The sequence below is a fragment of the Brevibacterium sp. 'Marine' genome (assembly GCF_012844365.1).
In the GTDB taxonomy this organism is placed as follows: domain Bacteria; phylum Actinomycetota; class Actinomycetes; order Actinomycetales; family Brevibacteriaceae; genus Brevibacterium.
Genome location: NZ_CP051626.1, coordinates 2,426,622 through 2,448,971, shown reverse-complemented (window position 1 = coordinate 2,448,971; position 22,350 = coordinate 2,426,622). Strand labels below are relative to the sequence as shown.

Below are 22,350 nucleotides of genomic sequence, written 5' to 3'. Positions count from 1 at the left end.
AGAATCGTCGGGAGCTGTTTCGGGTCGCTGACGCGTTCGAGGCGGGTCTCTGTCTGAAAGGTGAGCAAACAATCGTTCAGTGGCGGATCTGGTCTACAGTGGGCATAACTGCATGCGAGATCTGTGTCACATCAGGTCCGATGCGGACGCGAACCGCAGTTGATGACTCGGTTCCCCTCGGCAATGACGCAACATCATCTTTAGGAGCGTGTTCATGACTCGTACAGCAATCGTCACCGGCGGAGGCCGCGGCATCGGAGCCGCCATCGCCAAGCAGCTCGGAGCCGACGGACTCAAGGTCGCCGTCCTCGATATGGGTCCGACCGACGAGACCGTCGCCGCCATCAAGGGCGCCGGCGGCGAAGCTCTCGGCCTCGAGGCCGATGTCTCCGACGAAGATTCGGTCGATGCTGCGGTCAAGCAGGTCGCCGAGACCCTCGGTGCGCCGACCGTGCTGGTCAACAACGCCGGCATCCTGCGCGACAACCTCCTGTTCAAGATGACGCACGAGGAGTTCAACAAGGTCCTCTCCGTCCACCTCGGCGGAGCATTCCTCATGGCGCGGGCCGTGCAGTCCTACATGGTCGACGAGAAGTTCGGTCGCATCATCTCGATGTCGTCGACCTCGGCTCAGGGCAACCGCGGACAGACGAACTACTCCGCCGCCAAGGCCGGTATTCAGGGCATCACGAAGACCTGGGCGATCGAGCTCGGCAAGTTCGGCATCACCGCGAACGCCATTGCCCCCGGCTTCATCGAAACCGACATGACCAAGGCCACCGCCGAGCGCGTGGGGATGGGCTTCGAGGACTTCGTCGAAGCTTCGGTCAAGCAGATCCCCGTGGCCCGTTCCGGAAAGCCCGAGGACATCGCTCACACGGCATCGTTCCTCGCCTCCGAAGGCGCCGGATTCGTCTCCGGTCAGGTCATCTACGTTGCCGGCGGTCCGAAGGACTGATCGCCGCCGTCCTCGCGACGGGTTCACGAACATCTTCGAAAGGTGAGAACTATGAGAGAAGCAGTCATTGTGTCGACGGCCCGCACGCCGATCGGCAAGGCCTACCGTGGTGCCTTCAATGACACCCAGGCTCAGGAGCTGGCCGGCCACGCGATCAAACACGCCGTGGAACGGGCCGGTCTCGAAGGAGGCGAGGTCGAAGACGTCGTCTTCGGTGCCGCTCTGCAACAGGGCAGCCAAGGAACGAATGTCGCTCGGCAGGCGGCACTGCGAGCCGGCCTTCCTGTCACGGTTCCCGGAATGTCGATCGACCGGCAGTGCTCATCCGGGCTGATGGGCATCACGACCGCGGCGAAGCAGGTCCTCTTCGACGGCCAGGAGATCGCCGTCGGCGGTGGCGTGGAGTCGGTGTCGCTGGTCCAGAACGACAAGATGAACATGTTCCGGGCCAAGGATCCGTGGCTCGAAGAGCGCATCCCGGGTATCTACTACCCGATGCTGGCGACCGCCGAGGTGGTCGCCGAACGCTACGGTGTCAGCCGTGAGGCGCAGGACGAGTACTCCCTGTCCTCGCAGCAGCGCACCGCCGCTGCTCAGGAAGCCGGTCGGTTCGATGACGAGATCGTGCCCCTGCCGACGACGAAGGTCGTCGTCGACAAGGAGACGAAGGAGACCTCGCGTCAGGATGTGCTTCTCGAAGCAGACGAGGGCAATCGGCCGTCGACGACGCTCGACAGCCTTGCCGGACTCAACCCGGTTCTCGAGCCCGGTGTGGCGTCGAAGGTTCCGAGCATCACCGCCGGCAACGCCTCTCAGCTCTCTGATGGAGCCTCCGCTTCGGTGGTCATGTCGAGCGAAGAAGCCAGCCGTCGCGGGCTCGAACCGTTGGGCATCTATCGCGGCATGGCCGTGGCCGGCTGCGAGCCGGACGAGATGGGCATCGGTCCTGTGTTCGCCATTCCGAAGCTGCTGAAGACCCATGGTATGTCGATCGATGACATCGGGCTGTGGGAGCTCAACGAGGCGTTCGCTGTCCAGGCACTGTACTGCCGTGACCGGCTCGGCATCGACCCGGAGAAGTACAACGTCGACGGCGGCGGCATCTCTGTGGGGCACCCCTACGGAATGACCGGTGCCCGGCTTGTCGGACACGCCCTCATCGAGGGACGTCGTCGCGGAGTGAAGTACGTCGTCGTCACGATGTGCATCGGCGGGGGACAGGGAGCTGCCGGACTGTTCGAAGTCTGCTGAGGCATTCCCTCGGCCGCTGCGCAAGAGCGAAGGGCCGACGATATTCGAGTCGATTCTGACCGGATGTCGTCGGCCCTTTCTGCGTCGACGAGCGGTGTGGATGCCGACTTCTCGCCGGTGGTCTGCCGACAGTGAGCCGTCAGCGGTGATGAAGTCGTCGTAGTCGGACGTCAACGGAGGCTCGTTGCGCAGGACACCTTGCCCACTGCGCAGGACACGAGTCCTTGTCCACAGCGCAAGACACCTTTCAGAACGGTGGAGGTTCGCCGGAGTCCCAGAACCAATCGCGCAGCTCCGAGCCGTCCTCATCGTCTGGCAGGGCGCCGGACGTTTCGCCGGTTCTGCTCGGCGCAGACACCGGTGTGAATGCGCAGAGATCCCCGGCAACGAGTTCCCTCCAGCCGGGGGTGCCTTCGGTCGCCGCTGGTTCAGGGCATTCCCGCGCCCGTTTTCGATCGCCGGGAGCCGGGTGCTTCGCGTCTGCACCGCCGCTCTGGGCCGTCGATGGCTCAGTGCCAGATCCCCGCTCAATGTCAGATCCACGCTCAGTGTCAGAGTCACGCTCAGCGCCAGTATCACTTTCGGGCGCTGTCGCATGGTCGTGGGCAGATGGATCCTCTGTGCTCGACTGCTCCACTGTGACCGCTCGGCACTGTCGTGCGAGGCCACTGCCGAATCGTTCGAGGAACAACCGGGCATGCTCGACGCTGATGGGGTTGTCCGGTGAGACGACCTCCACGGTGACACCCTTGCGGAAGACATACTCAAGGTGGCCGGGCTCGGTCATCCGCACGTCGAAACTGCCGTTGGTCTTCTGCTGGTGATGCGCCTTGCAGAGACAGTGGAGGTTGCCGAACCGGGTGAGACCGCCCTGGGTAGGGTCGGAGTGATTGAACGGGTCAATGTGGTCGACCTCTGTCACCTCAGCTGGTTGAGTGCAGCCGGGGAATGTACACGTCACGAACTGGGCGACGAGCGTCTTGCGCACGCTGTTGGGAATCGCGTAGGACGTGGCCTTCGCGTCGACAGGTGTTCCGGTCGCCGGGTCGGTGAGCAGCCTGGTCCATGTGGTGGAGTAGCCGGCGACTCGTCGTGCCATGTCGGCAGGGATCGGCGACCCGTTTGGAAGCATGCCCGCCAGATCACACACCTCACCTGAGGTCAGCGGTACGTCAGAGCCTGTGGGCTGTGCTGTTGGGGTGATCGGGGGCGCCGGTGACTCGGTGAGAAGCGGCGGAGCTGAGGCGTCCGTCGTCGGTGGCGGTACCTCGACGGCTGACGGCGGATCTGAGGATTGCCCGGTCAGTAGTGGTGCACCTGGGGAATCGCTGCTCAGCGGCGATGCACCCGGGGGATCCGTGGGCGGCAGCGGAGGACTGCCGTCTTCCGACTGGAATTGGCTGAGCAGCGTCAGCAGAGGAACGGTGATGAATGTGCTGGCCTGATTCGCGAGCCAATACTCGCTGGTCGGCATGTCCAGGAGGAATTCGAAGCTGATGCGGCGCTCGCCGGCATCGAGGACGGGACTGCCGAATGCGTCGACAGCGCCGGCTGCTGCAGCAGCGGGGCCCTCGGCGGCGGGGCGAGCTCCGCCGGCACGAGAGCCGATGAGAGCCGAGAGCGATTCGGCAGTGTCGTGATCCGTCGTGCTGTTGCAGCCGAGGATGGCCTCGAGCAGTTGGGACTCGAAAGTGCGACCTGCCGGAGTGATAGGCGCATTGGAGCCGGACTCGCTCTGTGCTGTGGCTCCCGAATCGGTCGACGCAGCTTGCGTCGGTGCCTCGTAACCGTTTTTGTCCATGTCGTCGAATACCCGCTCGATGTAGTCGAGCAGGGCCTCGCCTTCGTGCATCGGGGTGCCGTCGGGGCCGGCGAAGAGGCCGTCGAGAGAGAAATCGGAGCTCGTCGACGAACCGTCTGCGTCATTGGTGCTGATGATGCGCAGTTTCAGCTGAGGACGCGTGCGCGTAAGGATGTCGAACATCAGGGCAGAGATCGACCGTTCCTCATCAAAGCAGTCGCCTGCCTTGAGCTGGCTCGAGAACGCACTCGTATTGTTCTTATGGACGGCGCGGCAGAACGCGTCGAGCCTACGGAAGCACGCTTGAAGCTCCGGAGCGGGACCGGTCAGAGTGAGGTAGGCAGTTCCGTCATCGCCGGTGCTGAAGTCGACTCGACGCCGCAGCGATACGCTCTTCAATGTATCCTCGGCCGGCTGAAGCGCGGCGATCTTCAGCACGACCGAACGTTTGAACGTCTCGATCGTGATGTCGGCGCGCCTGTGGGCCAGATAGTCGTCGAGCGCCGGCAGATGCTCGAAGTGCAGGTCTCGGCACGCGCGAGTCACACAATCGACATGCTCGATCGTGAAGTCTCCATCCAGGCAGCGTTTGAGGAATCGCGGAAGCCCGTGCGCCAGCGTCATCGACGACGTCATGTGCTGGAGCGACCTGCTCGTGGTCGCGCCGAGCAGGCTCGAGTACACGCCAGCCTCAGTCGGCTCGATATTGCTGCGCAGCCATGCGAAGAAGGTCATTTCCGGGTCAAAGCCTGGAAAGTCAGGCAACAGAGCAGGATCGGACAGGAACTCCTCGGCCAACTTCCGGACTCGACGGAGACGGCGACCGGCGGCACGGTCCTTCTTCGGCCCAGCGCTGATGCCGATCTTCGTTCCCGATTCGGCTTCGACCTGAGCCACAGCTTGTGTCCACGCCAGATTCTCTCGGTTGGTCCAGGCCCTGCGAGGGGAGAAGAGGTCGTCGGAAGGGAGGTCGACTGCGCAGATCTTCTGGTCGATGGCGTCCCAGTCGTGGCTTCGGTGCGAGCCGACGGCACCGCCGGCCGCTTGAGTCTGAGCCCTCTTCTCGCCGAGGGCAGCAGATGTTCTGCCGGTTTCAGGCGAGGAGTAGCGGGTACAGGTCTCGGTGAATGATGCGAACTCATAGACTGCGTCCGGATGGCATCCCAGGAGCCCGAGAGCATAGGCAACATCCTGTGCAACGGCACGACTGGTGGCGACCATGGAGTGGATCTGCGCGAGGCTGCTCTGCGTATAGGCATCCAGCAGGTCGACGAGGTCACTGTCTTCGGCCTCTTCCATGCGACGCCCGTGCGCACGACGGTACTGGGACAGGGTCCGACTGTCTGCCTCGGGTGAGGGAGCGGCAGGCAGGAGCGACGTCCGTCCGTCGTTGTCTCCGAAGTTCTTCATCGGTTTCTCACCTCTCCACGCCTCTGTGGAAGTCGCTCGTCGGGAAATCGCCTATCTCAATTATATGATCTGCAGCCACATATTGATGTCACAATACGACTACAAATAGAACAAAAGGCGATTATTGATCGACCATGACCTATTCATTCTCATCCTCGGCGATGCTGCTCTGTTTGTCCTCCGACTCTACAGTTCGGCACTGACACGACAGTGCGATCGAGGTGAGACCGCCTTCGCGCAGGGGCGATCCTCGGCACTCGGGCCCAGCGAGACCGGTTCGCTAGAATCAGGGACGTGGCAGCGATCGACAAAGACATTCTCCGTTTGGCTCTTCCCGCGCTCGGGGCCCTGATCGCCGAACCCATCTTCCTGCTCACGGACACGGCCATGGTCGGCCACCTCGGTGCCGGTGCATTGGGATCGCTGGCGATCGCCTCCACAATCCTGCAGACGGTGCTCGGTCTGATGATCTTCCTCGCCTACGCCACCACACCGCGTGTGGCCAAACGGATGGGATCGGGGGACCGGCCGGGCGCGATCACGGCCGGGTTCGACGGAATCTGGCTGGCACTGGGCACGTCCATCCTGCTCATCATCGTCGGAATGCCCCTGCTGAGAACTGCGATCGAGGCGTTCGACCCGGATCCGGCGATCACGGAGGGCGCACACTCCTACCTCGCGATCTCATGGTGGGGTCTGCCATTCATGCTCATGGTCATCGCGGCCACCGGACTGCTGCGCGGACTCCAGGACACGAAGACCCCGCTGGTCGTCGCCGCTGCCGGGTGCATCGCCAATATCGGCCTCAACGCCTTCTTCATCTACGGGCTCGACATGGGGGTCGCGGGATCGGCGATGGGCACGGTCCTCGCGCAGGCCGCAATGTGCGCGGTCTACCTCACCATCTCCGTCCGCGCGGCCCGCCGCCTCCACGCCGGCATCCGCCCCGACTGGACCGGCGTGTTCACTTCGGCGAAGACCTCCGGGTGGCTGCTGGTGCGCAATGCCTCGCTGCGTGCCGCCCTCATTCTGCTCGTCTTCCAGGCCACGGCGATGGGCACCACGGACCTCGCCGCGATCCAGGTCGCTCAGAGCATCTTCTTCGCGCTTGCGCTCGCCCTCGACTCTTTGGCCATCGCCGGCCAGGCGATGATCGGCCTCGAGCTGGGCGCGAAGAACACCGCGGCGGTCGCCGCGATCAACCGCCGCCTGTGCCTGTGGGGGATCGTCTTCGGCATCGTCGTCGGCGTCGTCCTGTTCGCTGGGTCCGGGATCATCCCCCGTGCCTTCGCCTCCGAACCTGCCGTGGTGTCGGCGCTGGCCGCACTCTTGCCGGTGCTGGCACTGAGCATGCCGATCGCAGGCTTTGTCTTCGTCCTCGACGGCGTGCTGATGGGAGCCGAGGACGCGAGATACCTGGCTCTGGCACAATTGGTCGCTGTGATCGGATATGCGATTCTGCTCATCCCGATCATCAGCATCTGGCCGGGAGCAGCCGGGCTCTGGGCCGGATTCTGCATCGGATTCGTCGGTTTCCGCGCCCTGACCCTGGGCTGGCGAGTACGCAACCGGGCGTGGATCGAACGCGCCGTCGAGAAAGGAATCTCATGAACGCTGCCCACACTGACGCTCATGATTCGCAGGACACCTCCGCCGACTCGCGGAACACCCCCGCCGATTCGCAGAACACCTCCGCCGAGGCGGTCGCCGCCTCCCTGCGCGGACGGATCCGTCCGCTTCCCGCCGAGACCGATGACGAGACCTTCCTGCCGTTCCTCGACCTGTGCTTCAACTGGTCGATGGACAAACCCCGAATCGAACTCGAGGACCTCCGATACCGCAGCGATGCCGTCTTCTACTACCGCGGCTGGGGCCGCGAGGGAGATATCGCCGTCGCCGCACACGCCGAAGCCGACGCGCAGTCGCCGATCGTCGGACTTGCGTGGGTGCGTCTGGCAGATATCGAGGACGTCGTCGGCAAAGCCGATGAGCGGGTGGGCGGAGACTTCGCCTCTGCCCTGGACAAGACCGGCACCGAGGTGGTCCGCAGCGAAGTCGTGCCCGACGGCGAAGCCGGGGCGACGGCTGAGGACCAGCGCGATCCAGAGGCCCAGAACGATGCGGAGGCCCAGAACGATGCGGAGGCCGGGGCCGGCACCGAAACCGGTCAGGGCGGTCAGGCCGACGACTCAACTGCCGAGCCGACTGGCTCCGATCCGGCAGCCGCCGAACCGACACCGTCGGATGAACAGGCGCCGTCGGATGAACAGACGCCCTTCACCGGCTACGGCTGGGTGGCGGCGGACATCCCCGAACTCTCGATGGCAGTGCTGCCCGACCACCAGGGGCAGGGCATCGGCGGAGCCCTTCTCGACACGGTCTGCGCGCTGGCCCGGATGAGCGGCTTCCCTGCGGTCAGTCTGTCCGTCGAAGACGGCAATGGGGCGGCGAAGCTCTACGCCGACCACGGATTCGAGCCCGTCGGACGCAACGGCGACTCGGACGTGCTCGTCCGCAGGCTCGGCTGAGGCGCAGTCAGCGCCGCCCGAAGCAGGCGGGCCTCGGCCGAGGTGCAGCCAGCTCTTCAGCCATTGACCCCTCTAGGGAAGCTCCGGATCCCCTCTACGGAAGCTCGGGAAGTTCGAGCTCCTCGAGCCAAGGGCGGACCACCTCGGCGATGTCGCGCTCTGTCGTCTCGGAGAAGCAGCGGATGAACTCCTCGGTGCTCACCGACGAATGCCGGTACCGCTTCGTCCACTCGCCGACGGCGGCGAAGAAGTCCGCATCGCCGAGCTCACGGCGCAGGGCATGCAGGCACAGCGCGCCGCGCTTGTACACGCGGTCGTCGAACATGTCCGGCCCGCCCGGGTCGCCGAGCAGAATATCCTGCGGCTGAGCGGACAGCTCCTCCCACCACTGCCTGGCACGTTCATCGGCACTCGCCCGCCCGGACTCCTCCGACCACAGCCATTCTGCGTAGCAGGCGAAGCCCTCGTTGAGCCAGATGTCGCGCCAGCGAGATGGGGTGAGCGAGTTTCCGAACCACTGGTGCGCCATCTCGTGGGCGACGAGGCGCTCGGCCTCCCACTCGGGACCCAGATGATTGGGCCCGAGCACGGACAGGGGCTGCGACTCGAGCGGAATCTCGAGCACGTCATCGGTCACGACCACGTCGTAGACGTCGAACGGGTAGGGGCCGAAGCGTTCGATGAACAGGTTCATCATTCCGTGCTGGACACCGAGGCGCGCGACGGCCACATCCCAATGATCGTCGGCATAGACGCCGAGGGGAACGGGGGACTCGGTCCGGCTGTGCGTCGAGCGCCCGCCTGAAGAATCGTGAACAGACAAGTCCTTGCCGGCAGCGTCGGCGACTCCTCGGGCAGCACCGGCGACTCCTCGGGCGGCGCTCGACAGGGCATCTCCGGCCGATCCCGCGACGGCGTCCTTCGCAGCGCCGAGGACTGCGGCGCCGACCCCGGTGGCTCCGGAGCTCAGCGGGATCTGACCGTACCGGTACCGACCGATCTGCACCGTCGCCAGGTAGGTCGCCAGGGGAGTCGTCGATTCATACGTCCACCGTGTCCGCCCGGCCTTGCGGGTCTTCTTCGTCAAGGACCCGTTGGACACCACCGTGTACTCGGACTCGACGAGCACCGAGATGCGGTACTGGGATTTGTTCGAGGGATGGTCATTGCACGGGAACCAGGTCGATGCGCCGACGGGCTGACCGGCCACGAGCACTCCGTCTTCGAGCTCCTCCCAGCCGATGTCACCCCAGGTGCCGATCGCCGGTTCCGGATTGCCCGTATAGCTGATGTCGATGACCACCGGCTGGTCGCTGCCCAGCGTCGGGGTCGTCAGTCGCAGCTTCTTCCCCCGGGCGGAGAAGCGGACCTTCTTGCCGTTGACGCTGGCCTTGGTCACTCGCAGTCCCGTGAGATCGAGGACGATCGATGAGGTGTCCGTGAGCACCCGGCCCTTGAGCACCGCCCTGGCCGCCAGCCGGTTCGGGCCGATGCGGTAGTCAAGGTCGAGATCGTAGTGGTCGATGCGAAGGTCAGCGTTGCCGACGCCCTGGGTATAGGAATCAAGCATGCGATCGGCTCGATCGGAGTCCGTCGGGGCCTGCGGCGTCCCGGCCGGTGTCGCAGCCTGCTTCTTCGCGGCCGTCGCAGCCTGCTTCTTCGCGGCTTTCTTCGCTGAGTGAGGGAAGTTCTGGGGCATCCACCCAGGGTATGACAGGATTGCCGCTGAAATAGGCATGGGCCGGCACGAACTCCCCGCGCATGACCAGAGACGTCGCTCCCACCGTGGCGTTCTCACCCAGCGTGGATGCCGGGAGGATGACGCTGTTGGGCCCTAAGGTGGCGCCGGGATCGAACCGAACGGAATCGAGGCTCATCACCCGATCATGGAACAGGTGAGTCTGGACCACACATCCGCGGTTGACCGTCGAGTTGTCCCCGAGTTCGACGAGGTCGGCCTCCGGCAGCCAGTAGCTCTCGCACCACACACCGTGACCGATCCTCGCGCCCATCGCCCGCAGGTACCACACGATCGCCGGCGTCCCCACGGCATTCCGAGTGAACCAGGGGGCGGCCACGAGTTCGACGAAGCAGTCGGCGACCTCGTTGCGCCAGATGAATGACGACCACAGCGGATGCTCCCCGGGACGGATGGGGCCGACGAGGATCCATTTCGCTGCCACGGCCAGTCCCGCCGCCACAGCACCTGCGGCCATCATCACGATGCCCGAGGTGAGCAGGGCCAGCAGCACCGAGGCGAGGAATGTCGTCGACTCTGCGGCCACCCCGCCCGGCAGCCCGAGGAAGAACCAGATGGTGAGGACGACCCCGGTGATGAGCACACCGCCGGCGATGATCGAGGAGATCCGCAGCGTCTCCCAGAAGGCACGCGCGGCCCTGACCCCGAAGGTCGGGGCATAGGTGAGCGACTCGTCGGATTCCACGGCCGCGCGGCGCAGCTGCACCGGGGGAGAACCGAGCCACGACGACCCCTTCTTCGCCTTCGCCGGCGTAGCCGAGAGCACCGCGACCAGGGAGTTCTTCGGCACCCTGCGGCCGGGGGAGGCGATGCCCGAGTTGCCGAGGAAGGCGCGCTTGCCGACCTTCGCGCGACCGGCCCGCATCCAGCCGTGGCCGAGTTCGTAGCTGGCGACCATGGTGTCATCGGCAAGGAAGGCGCCGGCGGCGATCGTCGTCATCTTCGGAACGAAGACGACCGTCGAGATCTCCGTGCCCGGCCCGACCTTCGCACCGAGGAGGCGCAGCCACCACGGGGTGAGCATCGACGCGTAGAGGGGGAACAGGAGGTCCCGGGCCATGTCGAGCAGACGCTCGGTCGCCCACACCCGATAACCTCTGGCCGAACGGACGGGGAACTCGCCTTCGTCCATGCCGATCGCCAGAATCCGCACCGCGATGAGGACCAACAGGGCCGTGGTGACGAACCACAGACAGGCGACCACGGGCGACCACGCCGCGAGCAGCCAGGGAGACTCGACGACCTCGATCCCGGAGACCCCGAGCATGAGGGCGATGCCCGGCACCACAGCCAGGTACGGCAGGAGCGCATTGATCTGGGAGCCGACGGCATAGAACAGGAACGGCAGACGTCGCCTCGGCGGGGGAGCCGGCCAGGACTTCTTCGCCTTCCCGACGCGCACGGCCGGTGAACCCGAGTAGATCTGGTTCTTCCGCACCCGCCCGGTCACCGCCGATCCGGCTTCGACTAGGGCCCCGACACCCACCTCGGCGCCGGGCATGAGCGTCGATCGGGCACCGATCGTGGCATTGCGACTGATATCGATGCGTCCGATGCGCAGCAGATCCCCGTCGACCCACCAGCCCTTGAGATCGACCTCGGGTTCGACGGCAGCGCCTTCGCCGAGGGTGAGGAAACCGGTCACCGGCGGCACCGAATGCAGATCGGCATCGGGCCCGATTCGGTTGCCCAGCAGCTTCGCGTACCAGGTCACCCAGGGTGCGCTCGCCACCGAGACCGCCGCAGCGAGATCCGCGATGTGTTCGGCCAGCCACAGGCGCTTGTGCACCCAACCCGAGCGCGGATAGACACCGGGTCGGATCCCGATCATGAGCAGCCGTGCCGCTCCTGCCGAGATGAGCATCCGCCCCCATGCGGTGACGAAGACGAGGAAGAGGACGGCGACGACCGGCCACGGAGTCAGCGGCAGATCCGCGCCCAGACTCACGCCGAGGTTGGCGAGCACCATCGCCAGCACCACCCACCGGACCCCGCCGAGGATGTGCACCGGAATGCCGAGCAGCACCTGGAAGGCCTGCATCCCCCGGGAGGTCCGGGTGATCGTGCGCTTGGGACCCGTCGGTCCGATCCCGGAGCCCTCCTCACCGAGGCAGAGCCCGGCCAGGGCACCGAAGCGCGGATGGGCGTAGACATCGCCGACGGTGACGCTGGGATGGCGAGTGCGCAGACGGGACACGAGCTGGGCCGCACCCAGGGAACCGCCGCCGGCGGTGAAGAAGTCCGTATCGCTGCCCGGACGGGCACCGAGGACCGCGGCCCACTGCTGCCCGACCCACTCCGTGTCCTGGTCGAAGACCTCATCGGATCCGGCCGCCTCGGCGCCGGCATCGAGCGGCCAGGGCAGGGCATTGCGGTCGACCTTGCCGGAGGTCTTCGTGGGCAGGTCCGCGACGAGAGCCAGACGGGGAACGAGCGCGGCAGGCAGTTCGTCGCGCAGCCGCGCCTCCCAGGAGGGAAGATCGGCTTCACCGGCACCGGCGCCGGGGGCGAGATAGCCGATGAGGACGTCCGTGCCGGCAGCGGTCTTCTTCACCGCGGCTGCGGCACCTTCGACACCGGGCAGGGCCTGCAGGGCGGCATCGATCTCGCCGAGTTCGATGCGCCTGCCGCCGAGCTTGATCTGCTCATCGGCACGGCCGACGAAGATGAGCCCGGCCGGATCGTTGACGACGAGGTCGCCGGACCGGTACGCCCGGTCCCAACCGAGACTCGGCATGGGGGCGAACTTCTCGGCGTCCTTCGCCGGATCGAGGTAGCGGGCCAGTCCGACCCCGCCGATGATGAGTTCGCCGGTCTCGCCAGCGGCGACGGGCACTCCCTCGGCATCGACGACGGCGAGGTCCCACCCTTTGAGCGGCAGGCCGATGCGCACCGGCTCGGACCCGTCGAGCATGGCCGCGCAGGCGACGACGGTCGCCTCGGTGGGACCATAGGTGTTCCACACCTCGCGGTCGTCGTCGCGCAGCCGGCGGCCGAGATCGGGCGGACAGGCCTCTCCGCCGAAGATGAGGAGGCGGACATTGTCGAGACTCTCCGCCGGCCACAGTGCGGCCAGGGTCGGCACCGTGGAGACGACGGTGATCTGCCGAGACGACAGCCACGGGCCCAGATCCATCCCGGACTTCACCAGTGCACGCGGGGCCGGGACCAAGCACGCGCCGTGCCTCCACGCCAGCCACATCTCCTCACAGCTGGCGTCGAAGGCCACGGACAGTCCGGCCAGCACGCGATCGCCGGGACCCAGCGGCTCCGCGATACAGAACAGGGCCGCCTCGGCGTCGACGAAGGCCGCCGCCGAACGGTGAGTGACGGCGACGCCCTTCGGGGTGCCCGTCGATCCGGAGGTGAAGATCACCCAGCAGTCGTCATCGGGGGTGGGGGAACGCAGCTCCGAGCGATCGCGGGGCCCTCGACCGGTGCGGGATTCGATGTGTGGTCCGGCGGTGATCACTCCGGTCACGGCCGCCTCGGCGAACACGGTGCGCGCGCGTTCATCCGGGTCGTCGACGTCGACGGGAACGTAGGCCGCGCCGAGCATGAGCGTGGCCAGGGTCGCCAGATACAGGTCCACGGACCCCGAGGGGACACGGATGCCGACCTTGTCCCCGGGCCCGATTCCGGCTGCGGCCATCTCCAGTGCGAGATCGCGGATCGCGGTGATGAGCTCGGAGTAGCTGAGCACGCGAGCGCCGTCGTCGAGGGCAGGCTGATCGGGATGAGCAGCGGCCGACTCGAGGAGGACGTCGATGAGGGTGCGGTCCTCACGGGGCCGTACGGGGGACGGGAACTGCGGTGCGTATTCTCTCACGTGTCTTCCGGGTCGATCGGGAGCTGACTGGTGCCGGGCCGACCGGCATCGCCGGTGACCGTAGCCGACGAAGGTGTCGCGGACGTGAATTCGGGTCGGGACGCGAATGGTGCGCATTCCGGTCCAACTGTCCGATCCTATCGTCAGCGTTCTCGTGATCAGCGCGCAGATCGTCACGGAGCGGGCGTCCGTGATAGATGTGAGTAGACGACCGTCCACGGTCGACCAGCTGACTTTCAATGATGAGGAGCACGCCCATGGTCACAGTTCTCACCCACGCCACAGTCTTCGACGGAACCCGCTTCCTGCCCGGCACTCGGGACGTCGTCATCGACGGAGGACGGATCGCCTCGGTGACCGAAGGAGGGCAGGGCTCGCACAACGCCGGAGACGAGCACATCGACTGCACGGGACAGACGATCATTCCCGGAGTCATCGACTGCCACGTCCATCTCACGAGCTCCGGCGCGGCAGCCACCTCGAACTTCCACGACCCGTTCTCGCTGCAGTTCTATAACTCCGTGAAGAATATGGAAGCCACCCTCAAGGGCGGAGTGACGACCGTGCGCGACGCCGGCGGCACCGACCTCGGCGCGAAGGTCGCCATCGAGACCGGCGTGGTGCGCGGTCCGCGACTGACGATCGCCGTGAACATCATGTCCCAGACCGGCGGGCACGGGGACTTCCACCTCGTCTCCGGAGCCGAATCCCCGTTCCTGGCCCCGCACCCGGGCCGTCCGTCGGGAGTCGCCGACGGACTCGAAGAGGTGCAGAAGAAGGCCCGGGAGCTGCTGCGGGCCGGAGCCGACCACATCAAGATCTGTTCGACCGGGGGAGTGCTGTCCCCGCGGGACGACCCGCGGCACTCGCAGTTCACAGAAGCCGAGATCTCCGTCATCGTCGCCGAGGCGGCCGCCCAAGGTGCCCATGTGATGTCCCACGCGCAGGGCGCACCGGGAATCAAGAACGCCGTGCGCGCCGGGGTGCGCTCGATCGAACACGGCATCTATCTCGACGACGAAGCCATCGACCTCATGCGTGAGCACGGCACCTTCCTCGTCCCCACCCTGCAGGCCCCGCAGGCCGTCATCAAGGCCGCCGATGCCGGTGCCGGTCTGCCTGCCTCCGTCGTGGACAAGGCCCGGCGCGTCGTCGACGCCCACCAGGAGTCGATCGCCCGGGCCCACGAGGCGGGAGTCCCGATCGCCCTGGGCACCGATGCCGGAGTCGGCCCGCACGGGCAGAACCTCGAAGAGATCAGCCTGCTGGCCGAGGTGGGACTGTCCACGACGGAGGCGCTCGCCGCCGGAACCTCCGTGGCCGCCCGTCTGCTCGACGACGATCGGGTCGGGCGGATCGGTGAGGGCGGGCTGGCCGACCTCGTCGTCGTGGACGGTGACCTGCGCACAGCCGACGTCCGCGGAATCGAGGACCGAGTCAACGCCGTCTACCTCGACGGTGCGCTCGTCTGAGCGGTTGATCGACGAGCAATGTCGCCGAGGAACGCCGCCGAGGCGGTACGCCCGGTTCGTCCGTCTGCGTGGGCACGGCCGCCTCGGCGAGTGAGATCGGTCTCGACCGAATGCTCAGTGAGGCAAACCTAACCTAATGAGGTTATGATGGGAGCGACCGATCCATCAGTCCGCAGCACGTCACTGCGGCGGGAATGCCCAGAGGGAGGAGTGCCGCGCACCGATGAATCCGCTCGACTGGTCGTTCCCGATCGCCGTGACCTGGCTGATCATGTTCGGCATCATCATCTGCCGCGCCGGCGGCACCTTCCTGCTCGGTCGCTTCGCACGCAGGGGAATCCGCAGATTCGCCCGGGTCGAGAGAATCATGGCCGGACCCAAATACCGTCGCGCCGAGGACACGATCGACCGCTTCGGGGCTCCCGTCGTGGCACTGAGCTTCCTCACCGTCGGACTGCAGACGGTGGTCAACCTCGCTGCCGGAACCACGGGGATGCGTTACCGCCGCTACATACCGGCGCTCGTCGTGGGCGGATCACTGTGGGCGCTCATCTACTCGACCGTCGGGTTCCTCGGCTTCACAGCGGTGGCCCGGGCCTACCAGGCCGAACCGGGACTCACCGTCGGGCTGGGGCTCGTGTTCGTCATCGCGATCATCGGTCTGCTCATCGGACTGCGCAGGGACCGAGACCCCGCCGAGGAGTCGACCTCCGCCTCGGCGAACTGAACGGCACCCCTGCTGACTTGCCGACCGCTTCGGCGAACTGAACGATCTTCGTCCGAGGCTCTCTGCGTCCGTGCGACAAGCAGCGTCCGTGCGGCAGACCGTGATCCGAAGCGGTGTACGAATTCAGTAGAGTGAGACTGCGTCAAGGTCGACGGGACGAGGCTGCTCGTCGACAGTGAGTAAAGGAGTCCTCGGATGGTCGTGGCCTGGTGGAGCATCATTCCGTTCGTTCTGCTTCTCGGATGCATCGCGGTGCTCCCGCTCATCCCCGCCACGGAGAAGATCTGGGACCGCAACCTCGTCAAGCTCATCGTCGCCCTCATCCTCGGCGTGCCGATCGCCGTGTGGTTCCTGCTCAGCGGGGAGACGACGACCGTCATCCACGCGCTGCTCGAGTACTTCCAATTCATCATGCTCATCGGCAGCCTCTTCGTCGCCTCGGGCGGGATCTTCCTCGTCGGCGACATCAAGGCGACACCGCGGAACAACACGATCTTCCTCGCCGTCGGCGGTGTGCTCGCCTCGTTCATCGGCACCACCGGCGCGGCGATGCTGCTCATCCGCCCGATCCTCAACACGAACCAGGACCGCAGGCACCGCACTCACACGGTCATCTACACGATCTTCATCGTCGCGAACTGCGGTGGTCTGCTCACCCCACTGGGCGATCCGCCGCTGTTCCTCGGCATGCTGCGTGGAGTCCCCTTCGAATGGACGTTCGGGCTGTGGCCGTACTGGCTGTTCGTCAACGCTCTGCTGCTCATCAGCTACTTCGCCCTCGATACGAAGATGTATGCGAAGGAACCGGTCGAGGCCCTGGCCAAGGACGCCGAGCATGCGACGAAACTCGGCCTGCGCGGTGCCAGCGGTCTGCTGTTCCTGGCGATCATCATCGTCGCCGTCGCGTTCGTCCCCTCGGTCGACCTGCACGCGATCGACATGGGACATGCGAGTGCTTCGGACTTCGTGCCGTGGCGCGAACTCGTCATGCTCGTCTCCGCGGCGACGTCGTTCCTCGTCGGTGATCGCGGTGCCCGGTTCAACCTCAACAAGTTCACGTGGACGCCGATCCTCGAGGTCGGAGCGCTCTTCATCGGCATCTTCCTCACGATGATGCCGGCCCTGGCCTACCTCGGCCAGGTCGCCCACGCCCACAAGATCCCGCTGGGCGAGATCTCCCTATTCGTCTTCACCGGCGGTCTCTCCTCCGTCCTCGACAACGCCCCGACCTATGTCACCTTCTTCGAGATGGCCGCTCAGGTGCCCGGCGAACCGAGAGTGGCGGGTGTCCGAGACCCTGCTCATCGCGGTCTCGCTCGGAGCCGTCATGGGCGGGGCCATCACCTACATCGGCAACGGACCGAACTTCATGGTCAAATCCGTCGCGGATTCGGCGCACGTGGCGATGCCGAGCTTCGGCGGCTATGTGTGGTGGTCGCTGCGCCGCCTCGCACCGATCCTCGCCTCGATGGTGCTCGTCTTCATGGCCGACTCGCTGTGGTGGAGTCTGCTCGGAGTCCTACTCGCGCTCGTGATCCTCGGACTGGCCGGGCGAGACCTGCGCGCAGCGAAAGCCGCGAAGGCCGCGTGAGGGCCGCGGCCGGAGTCGGCCTCTACTTCACCGGCAACGGGGCCGTCTTCGCGGCTCTCCTGCCGTGGTATCCGCTGCTGGTCGACCGACTCGGGCTGAGTTCCTGGCAGTTCGGCTTCGTGGTCGCCTGCTTCGCCGCCGGATCGCTGCTGTCCTCGGCCCTGCCTGCCGCGCTCATCGCCCGATTCGGAGCCCACCGAGTCGTCATCGGAGGGACTGTGATGCTCGGTGCGGCCGCTGCGGCGACGGTCTGGTCGGTCAATGGTGTGATGATGGCGAGCTGCCTCCTCCTGCTGGGCTGCTGCGATGCGATCGTCGACGTCGCGCAGAACGTCGTCGGCATCTCCATCCAGGAGAGATCAGGTCGCACGATCCTGTCATCGATGCATGCGCTGTGGAGCCTCGGGGGACTGCTCAGCGGAGCCGCTGCGACCGCAGCCGCCAGCTCCGGCGCCGACATGCGGGTGTGGCTGGCGCTCATCGGCGTCGCGACCGTGCTCATCACCATCGTGGGACGTTGCCTCATCGGCGGCTCTGCCTCACCGAGACGGATCGCCGGCTCCGACGCCGACGATGGGAGAGGCGGCAAAGATGGGGCGGCCCGCCCGAAGCGAGCGATCATGGTGGCGGCGCTGCCGTTGGCGATCGTAGCGATCTGCGGTGCCTCGGTCGAAGATATTGCGAACAACTGGGCGGGGCTGGCCGCGGTCGAACTCGCGGACGTTCCGGCCGCCTCGGCGGGGATCGCCTTCAGTATCGTCATCGGCAGCCAATGCCTCGGACGGTTCAGCGGGGACGTGCTCGTGGCGAAGTTCGGGGCCGGCCGGATCGCGCGCCTCGGGGGCGGCCTCATCGCTCTGGGCGGGGTCGGCGTCATCGCGGCCCCGGAGCCGATTCTGCTGCTCGTCTCGATGGGGGCGCTCGGATTCGGCTCGGCGACGCTCGTGCCCGGTGCACTCGGCGCGGCCGGTCGACTGTCCGGCGTCGGCCGGGCCGGGGGAGTGACGCTGGTGAACTGGCTGATGCGAGTCGGCTACCTCGGCACGAGTCCGCTGGTCGGGGTCGTCGCCACGGGAGCCGGACTGCGATGGGGTCTGGGCATCCTCGTGTTCATCGGCATCCTGACGATGGTCTTCGCGCGCCGTTTGGACGTCCGAAGCGATGAGCGATGATCTTCTCAGGCAACGAAAAATGTGCCGCACCTTCGTATGAACGAAGTGGCGACACATTCTCTCAGAAGCGGGTGGTGACCCTGGTGGTCGGGCTAGCGGGATTTGAACCCACGACCTCTTCACCCCCAGTGAAGCGCGCTACCAAGCTGCGCCATAGCCCGTTACCGTACTCCCTCGTGGGCAACGAGAACTAGCTTATACCGATCGGGGGTCAACTGCCAAAACCGCGTTCCGTGACCTTCGAAAAACAGGTATCATCCCAGGTAGATACCGAAGAAGCGGGACGTGCAGAGGCCTGTCAGGGTGACTCAGTAACATTTCCGTTTCGTGATTGTTATGAACGTGGCCCAGGCGGCTATGCTTGGTACACCGACAAACTAGAGGAGTCGACATGGCAGATCTGGATTATCCAGTATCTTTGCGGTACTCGCGCGACCACGAGTGGGTTGCGACCACGGAAGACAATGCAGTAGTCCGTGTGGGTATCACTGATTTCGCCCAGGAACAGCTGGGTGACGTCGTCTATGTCGACCTGCCTGAAGCCGGGGACTCGGTCACCGCAGGGGAGTCCTGTGGCGAAGTCGAGAGCACGAAGAGCGTCTCGGACCTGATCGCACCTGTGTCGGGGACCATCACCGAGGTCAACGACTCACTCGACGATTCACCTGAGACCGTGAACTCGTCGCCTTTCGAGGACGGGTGGATGTATCTCGTCGAACTCAGTGACCCCGCACAGCTCGAATCGCTGATGGACAGCGAAGCGTACAAAGAGCTCATTCAGAGCGAGGAGGCGTAATGTCGCAGAATCACGATCAGAATCGTCCGACTCCCTCGCAGCCCTGGTATGACAACGGACAGGTCCCGCAGTCGAAGAAGTTCCCATTCGGAGCCGGAAACGGCAACGGCGGTGACGAGTCGGCAACTCGGATGAACCCTCAGGTCGACCAGAACGGCCAGGGGAACACTCCGCCCTTCGGGCAGCAGCCGGCCGACGGAGCCCCGCAGGCGCCGCAGTACGGCAACGGTCAGAACTACGGCGGCACCCCGCAGGGCGGACAGAACTACGGCGGCACGCCCCAGGGCGGACCACAGTACGGTAACGGTCAGCAGTTCGGCGGCACCCCGCAGGGCGGACAGAACTATGGTGCGTCCCAGCCGGCCAACCAGCCCTATGCCGGACAGGGTCAGGGCAGCCAGGGCCAGCCCCAATATCAGCCTCAGCAGAATCAGTATCCGCCGCAGAACTTCGGCCAGCCGCAATCCGGTCAGCCGCAGGGCAGCCAAGGTCAGCCGCAGTACGGAAACCAGCCGCAGCAGGGTGGCCAGCCGCGGCAGGGCGGCCAGCCGCAGCAGGGCGGCCAGCCGCAGTACGGCTCGAACGGCGCCGGCCAGTACGGTCAGTTCGATCCCAACCAGCAGCAGGGAAGCCAGCCCGGCCCCGGTCAGTACGGTCAGCCACAGTCCGGTCAGCCCCAGGGTGCGCCGACGGGCGGCGGTCAGGATCCGATGAATGATTCGGGCAGCCAGCAGTTCCAGGGAATCCTGGATCCGCATACCGGTGAGATCCACCCGGTGCCCGACCTCGAAGGTCTGCAGGACGCCGATGCTCTGCTCGTCGTCGTCTCCGGGCCGGACTCCGGTTCGCAGATTCTGCTCGACACCGATGTGGTCACCGTGGGCCGCAGCCCGAACGCCGACATCTTCCTCGATGACGTCACCGTCTCGCGCAAGCATGCCGAGTTCATCCGTACGCCCAGCGGTTTCACGCTGCGCGACACGGGCTCGCTCAACGGCACCTATGTGGGGCGTCAGCTCATCGACTCCATCGAACTGCAGAACGGAGCCGATGTGCAGATCGGCAAGTTCCGAATGATCTTCCAGCAGCGTCCGCGCTCCTGACCGGGGGATAATGTCAAAAGTCGAAGTCGAGGTTGTCGGCGTCCGCATCGAAATGCCCGCCAACCAGCCGATTCTGCTGCTCAAGGCCAGCGAACCTGCCTACTACCTGCCGATCTGGGTCGGAGCGATCGAGGCCAATGCGCTGTCGATCGCACAGCGGGGGCTGACCCCGCCCCGCCCCATGTCGCATGCTCTGCTGCTCGACGTCCTCGAGAAGTACGACGCCGAGCTGCAGGATGTGACGATCACCGGCAAGGACGGTCAGATCTTCCTGGCCGAGCTGCACACGAACGACGGGAAATCGATCTCCGCGCGCCCCTCGGACGCGGTGGCTCTGGCGTTGACAGCGCACTGCCCCGTCTTCGTCGAAACACAACTGCTTGAAGAATCCGGAATCGAAGCCCCCGAGGCCGATGAAGAGGAAGTCGCACAGTTCAGAGACTTCCTCGACAACGTCTCGGCCGAGGACTTCGAGACCGGTACCGAAAATCCATGAAAGTGAAACAGTGAGTCTCCACACCGATCCGGTCCTGTCCAACAGAGAAATCGCCGCTGCCGGCCACGACAATCTCCGCGGTCTCGACGACTGGCGAGAAATGGATCCGAAGCAGCAGCCGACGTATCTCGACAGCGCCGCCCTCGACGAGGTGCTCACCGATCTGCGCAGCTCGCCTCCGCTGGTCTTCGCCGGAGAAGCCGATGTGCTCAAGCAGCGGATCGGCGCCGCCTCACGCGGTGAGGCCTTCGTCCTGGCCGGAGGAGACTGCGCCGAATCCTTCGACGGAGCCCAGGCGGACAAGATCCGGGCTCGAGTCCAGACGGTTCTGCAGATGGCGGCCGTGCTCACCTACGGCGGTTCGATGCCCGTGGTCAAGATCGGCCGCATGGCCGGTCAGTTCGCGAAGCCGCGTTCGGCCGATATGGAGACGCGTGATGGGGTCACCCTGCCGTCGTTCCGCGGCGATATCGTCAACGGCTACGAGTTCACGGAGGACTCCCGCCGTCACGATCCGGAACGTCTGCTCAAGGCGTACCATATCTCCGCCTCCACGCTGAATCTCATCCGTGCGTTCACCCAGGGAGGCTTCGCCGATCTGCGGTTCGTCCACGATTGGAACCGCGGTTTCCTCGCCTCGAACCCCGGCTACCAGCGCTACGAACAGACCGCTGCCGAGATCGACCGTGCCATCCGCTTCATGGATGCCTGCGGAGCCGACTTCGACGCGCTCAAGACCACCGAATTCTATGCCGCCCACGAGGCGCTGCTGCTCGAATACGAACGGGCACTGACCCGCATCGACTCGCGCACCGGTGACGCCTACGACGTCTCCGGCCACTTCCTGTGGATCGGTGAACGCACGCGCGAGATCGACGGTGCCCACGTCGACTTCCTGTCGAAGGTGCGCAACCCCATCGGCGTCAAGCTCGGGCCGACGGCCACGGCGGACGACGCTCTGGCGCTGGCCGAGAAGCTCGATCCGGACGCCGAGCCTGGCCGCCTGACCTTCGTCACCCGTATGGGTGCCTGTCAGATCGGCGAATCGCTGCCGGCCCTGCTGTCGGGAATCGGCGACCGCCTGCCGCACGTGACCTGGGTCTGCGACCCGATGCACGGCAACACGATCACCTCGAACACCGGGTACAAGACCCGCCGCTTCGAAGACGTCATGGCGGAGGTCGAGGGATTCTTCACCGCCCATGCCGACGCGGGCACGATCCCCGGCGGACTGCACATCGAACTCACCGGTGATGACGTCACCGAGATCATGGGCGGAGCCACGGAGATCGACGACGAAGGTCTGCGTCGCCGCTATGAGACCCTCGTCGACCCGCGCCTCAACCACGATCAGTCGCTGGAGATGGCGTTCCAGGTCGCCGAATACCTGACTCGCCGGAAGTAACAGCCACAGCTGACAATGCCGGGGGCTCCGCAGAATCTCTGCGGAGCCCCCG

Annotated in this window: 15 protein-coding genes, 1 tRNA gene and 1 pseudogene; 13 read left to right on the top strand and 4 right to left on the bottom strand. The window is 65.7% G+C overall.

The features are described 5' to 3' along the window. Positions 1-214: 214 nt before the first annotated feature. Positions 215-958: an SDR family oxidoreductase gene (locus HF684_RS11045; protein ID WP_169252506.1), complete on the top strand. Its 744-nt coding sequence runs from the start codon at positions 215-217 to the stop codon at positions 956-958. A 51-nt stretch (positions 959-1,009) separates the two neighbouring features. After that, positions 1,010-2,209: an acetyl-CoA C-acyltransferase gene (locus HF684_RS11040; protein WP_169252505.1), complete on the top strand. Its 1,200-nt coding sequence runs from the start codon at positions 1,010-1,012 to the stop codon at positions 2,207-2,209. A gap of 247 nt (positions 2,210-2,456) precedes the next feature. Here the strand turns inward: HF684_RS11040 and HF684_RS11035 are convergent, their stop codons facing one another. Then, a complete protein-coding gene (locus tag HF684_RS11035) occupies positions 2,457-5,420 on the bottom strand; it encodes an HNH endonuclease signature motif containing protein (RefSeq protein ID WP_248278889.1) in 2,964 nt (987 codons plus the stop codon). A 294-nt stretch (positions 5,421-5,714) separates the two neighbouring features. On the opposite strand from HF684_RS11035, the gene HF684_RS11030 reads away from it, so the two are divergent. Together HF684_RS11030 and HF684_RS18805 are read left to right on the top strand one after the other, a co-directional pair. Further along, the gene (locus HF684_RS11030; protein ID WP_169252504.1) at positions 5,715-7,031 is read left to right on the top strand and encodes an MATE family efflux transporter; all 1,317 of its coding nucleotides are present in this window, start codon (positions 5,715-5,717) and stop codon (positions 7,029-7,031) included. Further along, on the top strand, positions 7,028-7,948 hold the full coding sequence (locus HF684_RS18805) for a GNAT family N-acetyltransferase (RefSeq protein WP_248278888.1): 921 nt from the start codon (positions 7,028-7,030) through the stop codon (positions 7,946-7,948). The genes HF684_RS11030 and HF684_RS18805 overlap by 4 nt, the downstream gene beginning before the upstream one ends. Positions 7,949-8,042: 94 nt before the next feature. On the opposite strand, the gene HF684_RS18800 is transcribed toward HF684_RS18805, so the two are convergent. Continuing rightward, positions 8,043-9,518: a M1 family metallopeptidase gene (locus HF684_RS18800; RefSeq protein ID WP_248279212.1), complete on the bottom strand. Its 1,476-nt coding sequence runs from the start codon at positions 9,516-9,518 to the stop codon at positions 8,043-8,045. Further along, the gene (locus tag HF684_RS11010) at positions 9,511-13,536 is read right to left on the bottom strand and encodes a Pls/PosA family non-ribosomal peptide synthetase (RefSeq protein WP_211167982.1); all 4,026 of its coding nucleotides are present in this window, start codon (positions 13,534-13,536) and stop codon (positions 9,511-9,513) included. Before HF684_RS11010 ends, HF684_RS18800 begins: the two co-directional genes overlap by 8 nt. 257 nt (positions 13,537-13,793) lie before the next feature. On the opposite strand from HF684_RS11010, the gene HF684_RS11005 reads away from it, so the two are divergent. From HF684_RS11005 to HF684_RS19005, 5 genes and pseudogenes are all read left to right on the top strand, one after another. After that, positions 13,794-15,008: an amidohydrolase family protein gene (locus HF684_RS11005; RefSeq protein WP_169252502.1), complete on the top strand. Its 1,215-nt coding sequence runs from the start codon at positions 13,794-13,796 to the stop codon at positions 15,006-15,008. 223 nt (positions 15,009-15,231) lie between these two features. Next, positions 15,232-15,735 (top strand): VTT domain-containing protein, encoded by a 504-nt coding sequence (locus tag HF684_RS11000; protein ID WP_169252501.1) that lies wholly within the window; start codon positions 15,232-15,234, stop codon positions 15,733-15,735. Between the two features lie 195 nt (positions 15,736-15,930). Further along, positions 15,931-16,932: pseudogene (locus tag HF684_RS18950) on the top strand (sodium:proton antiporter); the annotation flags it as partial. Positions 16,933-16,966: 34 nt separating this feature from the next. Then, a complete protein-coding gene (locus HF684_RS18945; RefSeq protein WP_348981451.1) occupies positions 16,967-17,326 on the top strand; it encodes a sodium:proton antiporter in 360 nt (119 codons plus the stop codon). Further along, the gene (locus HF684_RS19005) at positions 17,233-18,498 is read left to right on the top strand and encodes an MFS transporter (protein ID WP_348981450.1); all 1,266 of its coding nucleotides are present in this window, start codon (positions 17,233-17,235) and stop codon (positions 18,496-18,498) included. The genes HF684_RS18945 and HF684_RS19005 overlap by 94 nt, the downstream gene beginning before the upstream one ends. A gap of 84 nt (positions 18,499-18,582) precedes the next feature. Here the strand turns inward: HF684_RS19005 and HF684_RS10985 are convergent. Next, positions 18,583-18,659: transfer RNA gene (locus tag HF684_RS10985), tRNA-Pro, on the bottom strand. Between the two features lie 230 nt (positions 18,660-18,889). Here HF684_RS10985 and gcvH point away from each other — a divergent pair. The 4 genes from gcvH to HF684_RS10965 are packed head-to-tail and all read left to right on the top strand — an operon-like array spanning position 18,890 to position 22,298. After that, positions 18,890-19,294, top strand: coding sequence for a glycine cleavage system protein GcvH (gcvH, locus tag HF684_RS10980; protein WP_169252499.1), 405 nt, complete (start codon positions 18,890-18,892; stop codon positions 19,292-19,294). Next, positions 19,294-20,397, top strand: a complete 1,104-nt coding sequence (locus HF684_RS19000) for an FHA domain-containing protein (RefSeq protein WP_169252498.1) — start codon at positions 19,294-19,296, stop codon at positions 20,395-20,397. Before gcvH ends, HF684_RS19000 begins: the two co-directional genes overlap by 1 nt. A gap of 10 nt (positions 20,398-20,407) precedes the next feature. Further along, the gene (locus HF684_RS10970) at positions 20,408-20,893 is read left to right on the top strand and encodes a bifunctional nuclease family protein (protein WP_169252497.1); all 486 of its coding nucleotides are present in this window, start codon (positions 20,408-20,410) and stop codon (positions 20,891-20,893) included. 10 nt (positions 20,894-20,903) lie between these two features. Beyond that, positions 20,904-22,298 (top strand): 3-deoxy-7-phosphoheptulonate synthase class II, encoded by a 1,395-nt coding sequence (locus tag HF684_RS10965; protein WP_169252496.1) that lies wholly within the window; start codon positions 20,904-20,906, stop codon positions 22,296-22,298. Positions 22,299-22,350 lie beyond the last annotated feature (52 nt).

Excerpts from the sequence above, each read along its gene's own strand:
- HF684_RS18805 (WP_248278888.1), top strand. The coding sequence starts at position 7,028 with ATGAACGCTGCCCACACTGACGCTCATGATTCGCAGGACACCTCCGCC.
- HF684_RS11005 (WP_169252502.1), top strand. The coding sequence starts at position 13,794 with ATGGTCACAGTTCTCACCCACGCCACAGTCTTCGACGGAACCCGCTTC.
- HF684_RS19000 (WP_169252498.1), top strand. The coding sequence starts at position 19,294 with ATGTCGCAGAATCACGATCAGAATCGTCCGACTCCCTCGCAGCCCTGG.
- HF684_RS11040 (WP_169252505.1), top strand. The coding sequence starts at position 1,010 with ATGAGAGAAGCAGTCATTGTGTCGACGGCCCGCACGCCGATCGGCAAG.
- HF684_RS10970 (WP_169252497.1), top strand. The coding sequence starts at position 20,408 with ATGTCAAAAGTCGAAGTCGAGGTTGTCGGCGTCCGCATCGAAATGCCC.
- HF684_RS11000 (WP_169252501.1), top strand. The coding sequence starts at position 15,232 with ATGAATCCGCTCGACTGGTCGTTCCCGATCGCCGTGACCTGGCTGATC.
- gcvH (WP_169252499.1), top strand. The coding sequence starts at position 18,890 with ATGGCAGATCTGGATTATCCAGTATCTTTGCGGTACTCGCGCGACCAC.
- HF684_RS18800 (WP_248279212.1), bottom strand. The coding sequence starts at position 9,518 with ATGCTTGATTCCTATACCCAGGGCGTCGGCAACGCTGACCTTCGCATC.
- HF684_RS18945 (WP_348981451.1), top strand. The coding sequence starts at position 16,967 with ATGTCACCTTCTTCGAGATGGCCGCTCAGGTGCCCGGCGAACCGAGAG.
- HF684_RS11035 (WP_248278889.1), bottom strand. The coding sequence starts at position 5,420 with ATGAAGAACTTCGGAGACAACGACGGACGGACGTCGCTCCTGCCTGCC.
- HF684_RS11045 (WP_169252506.1), top strand. The coding sequence starts at position 215 with ATGACTCGTACAGCAATCGTCACCGGCGGAGGCCGCGGCATCGGAGCC.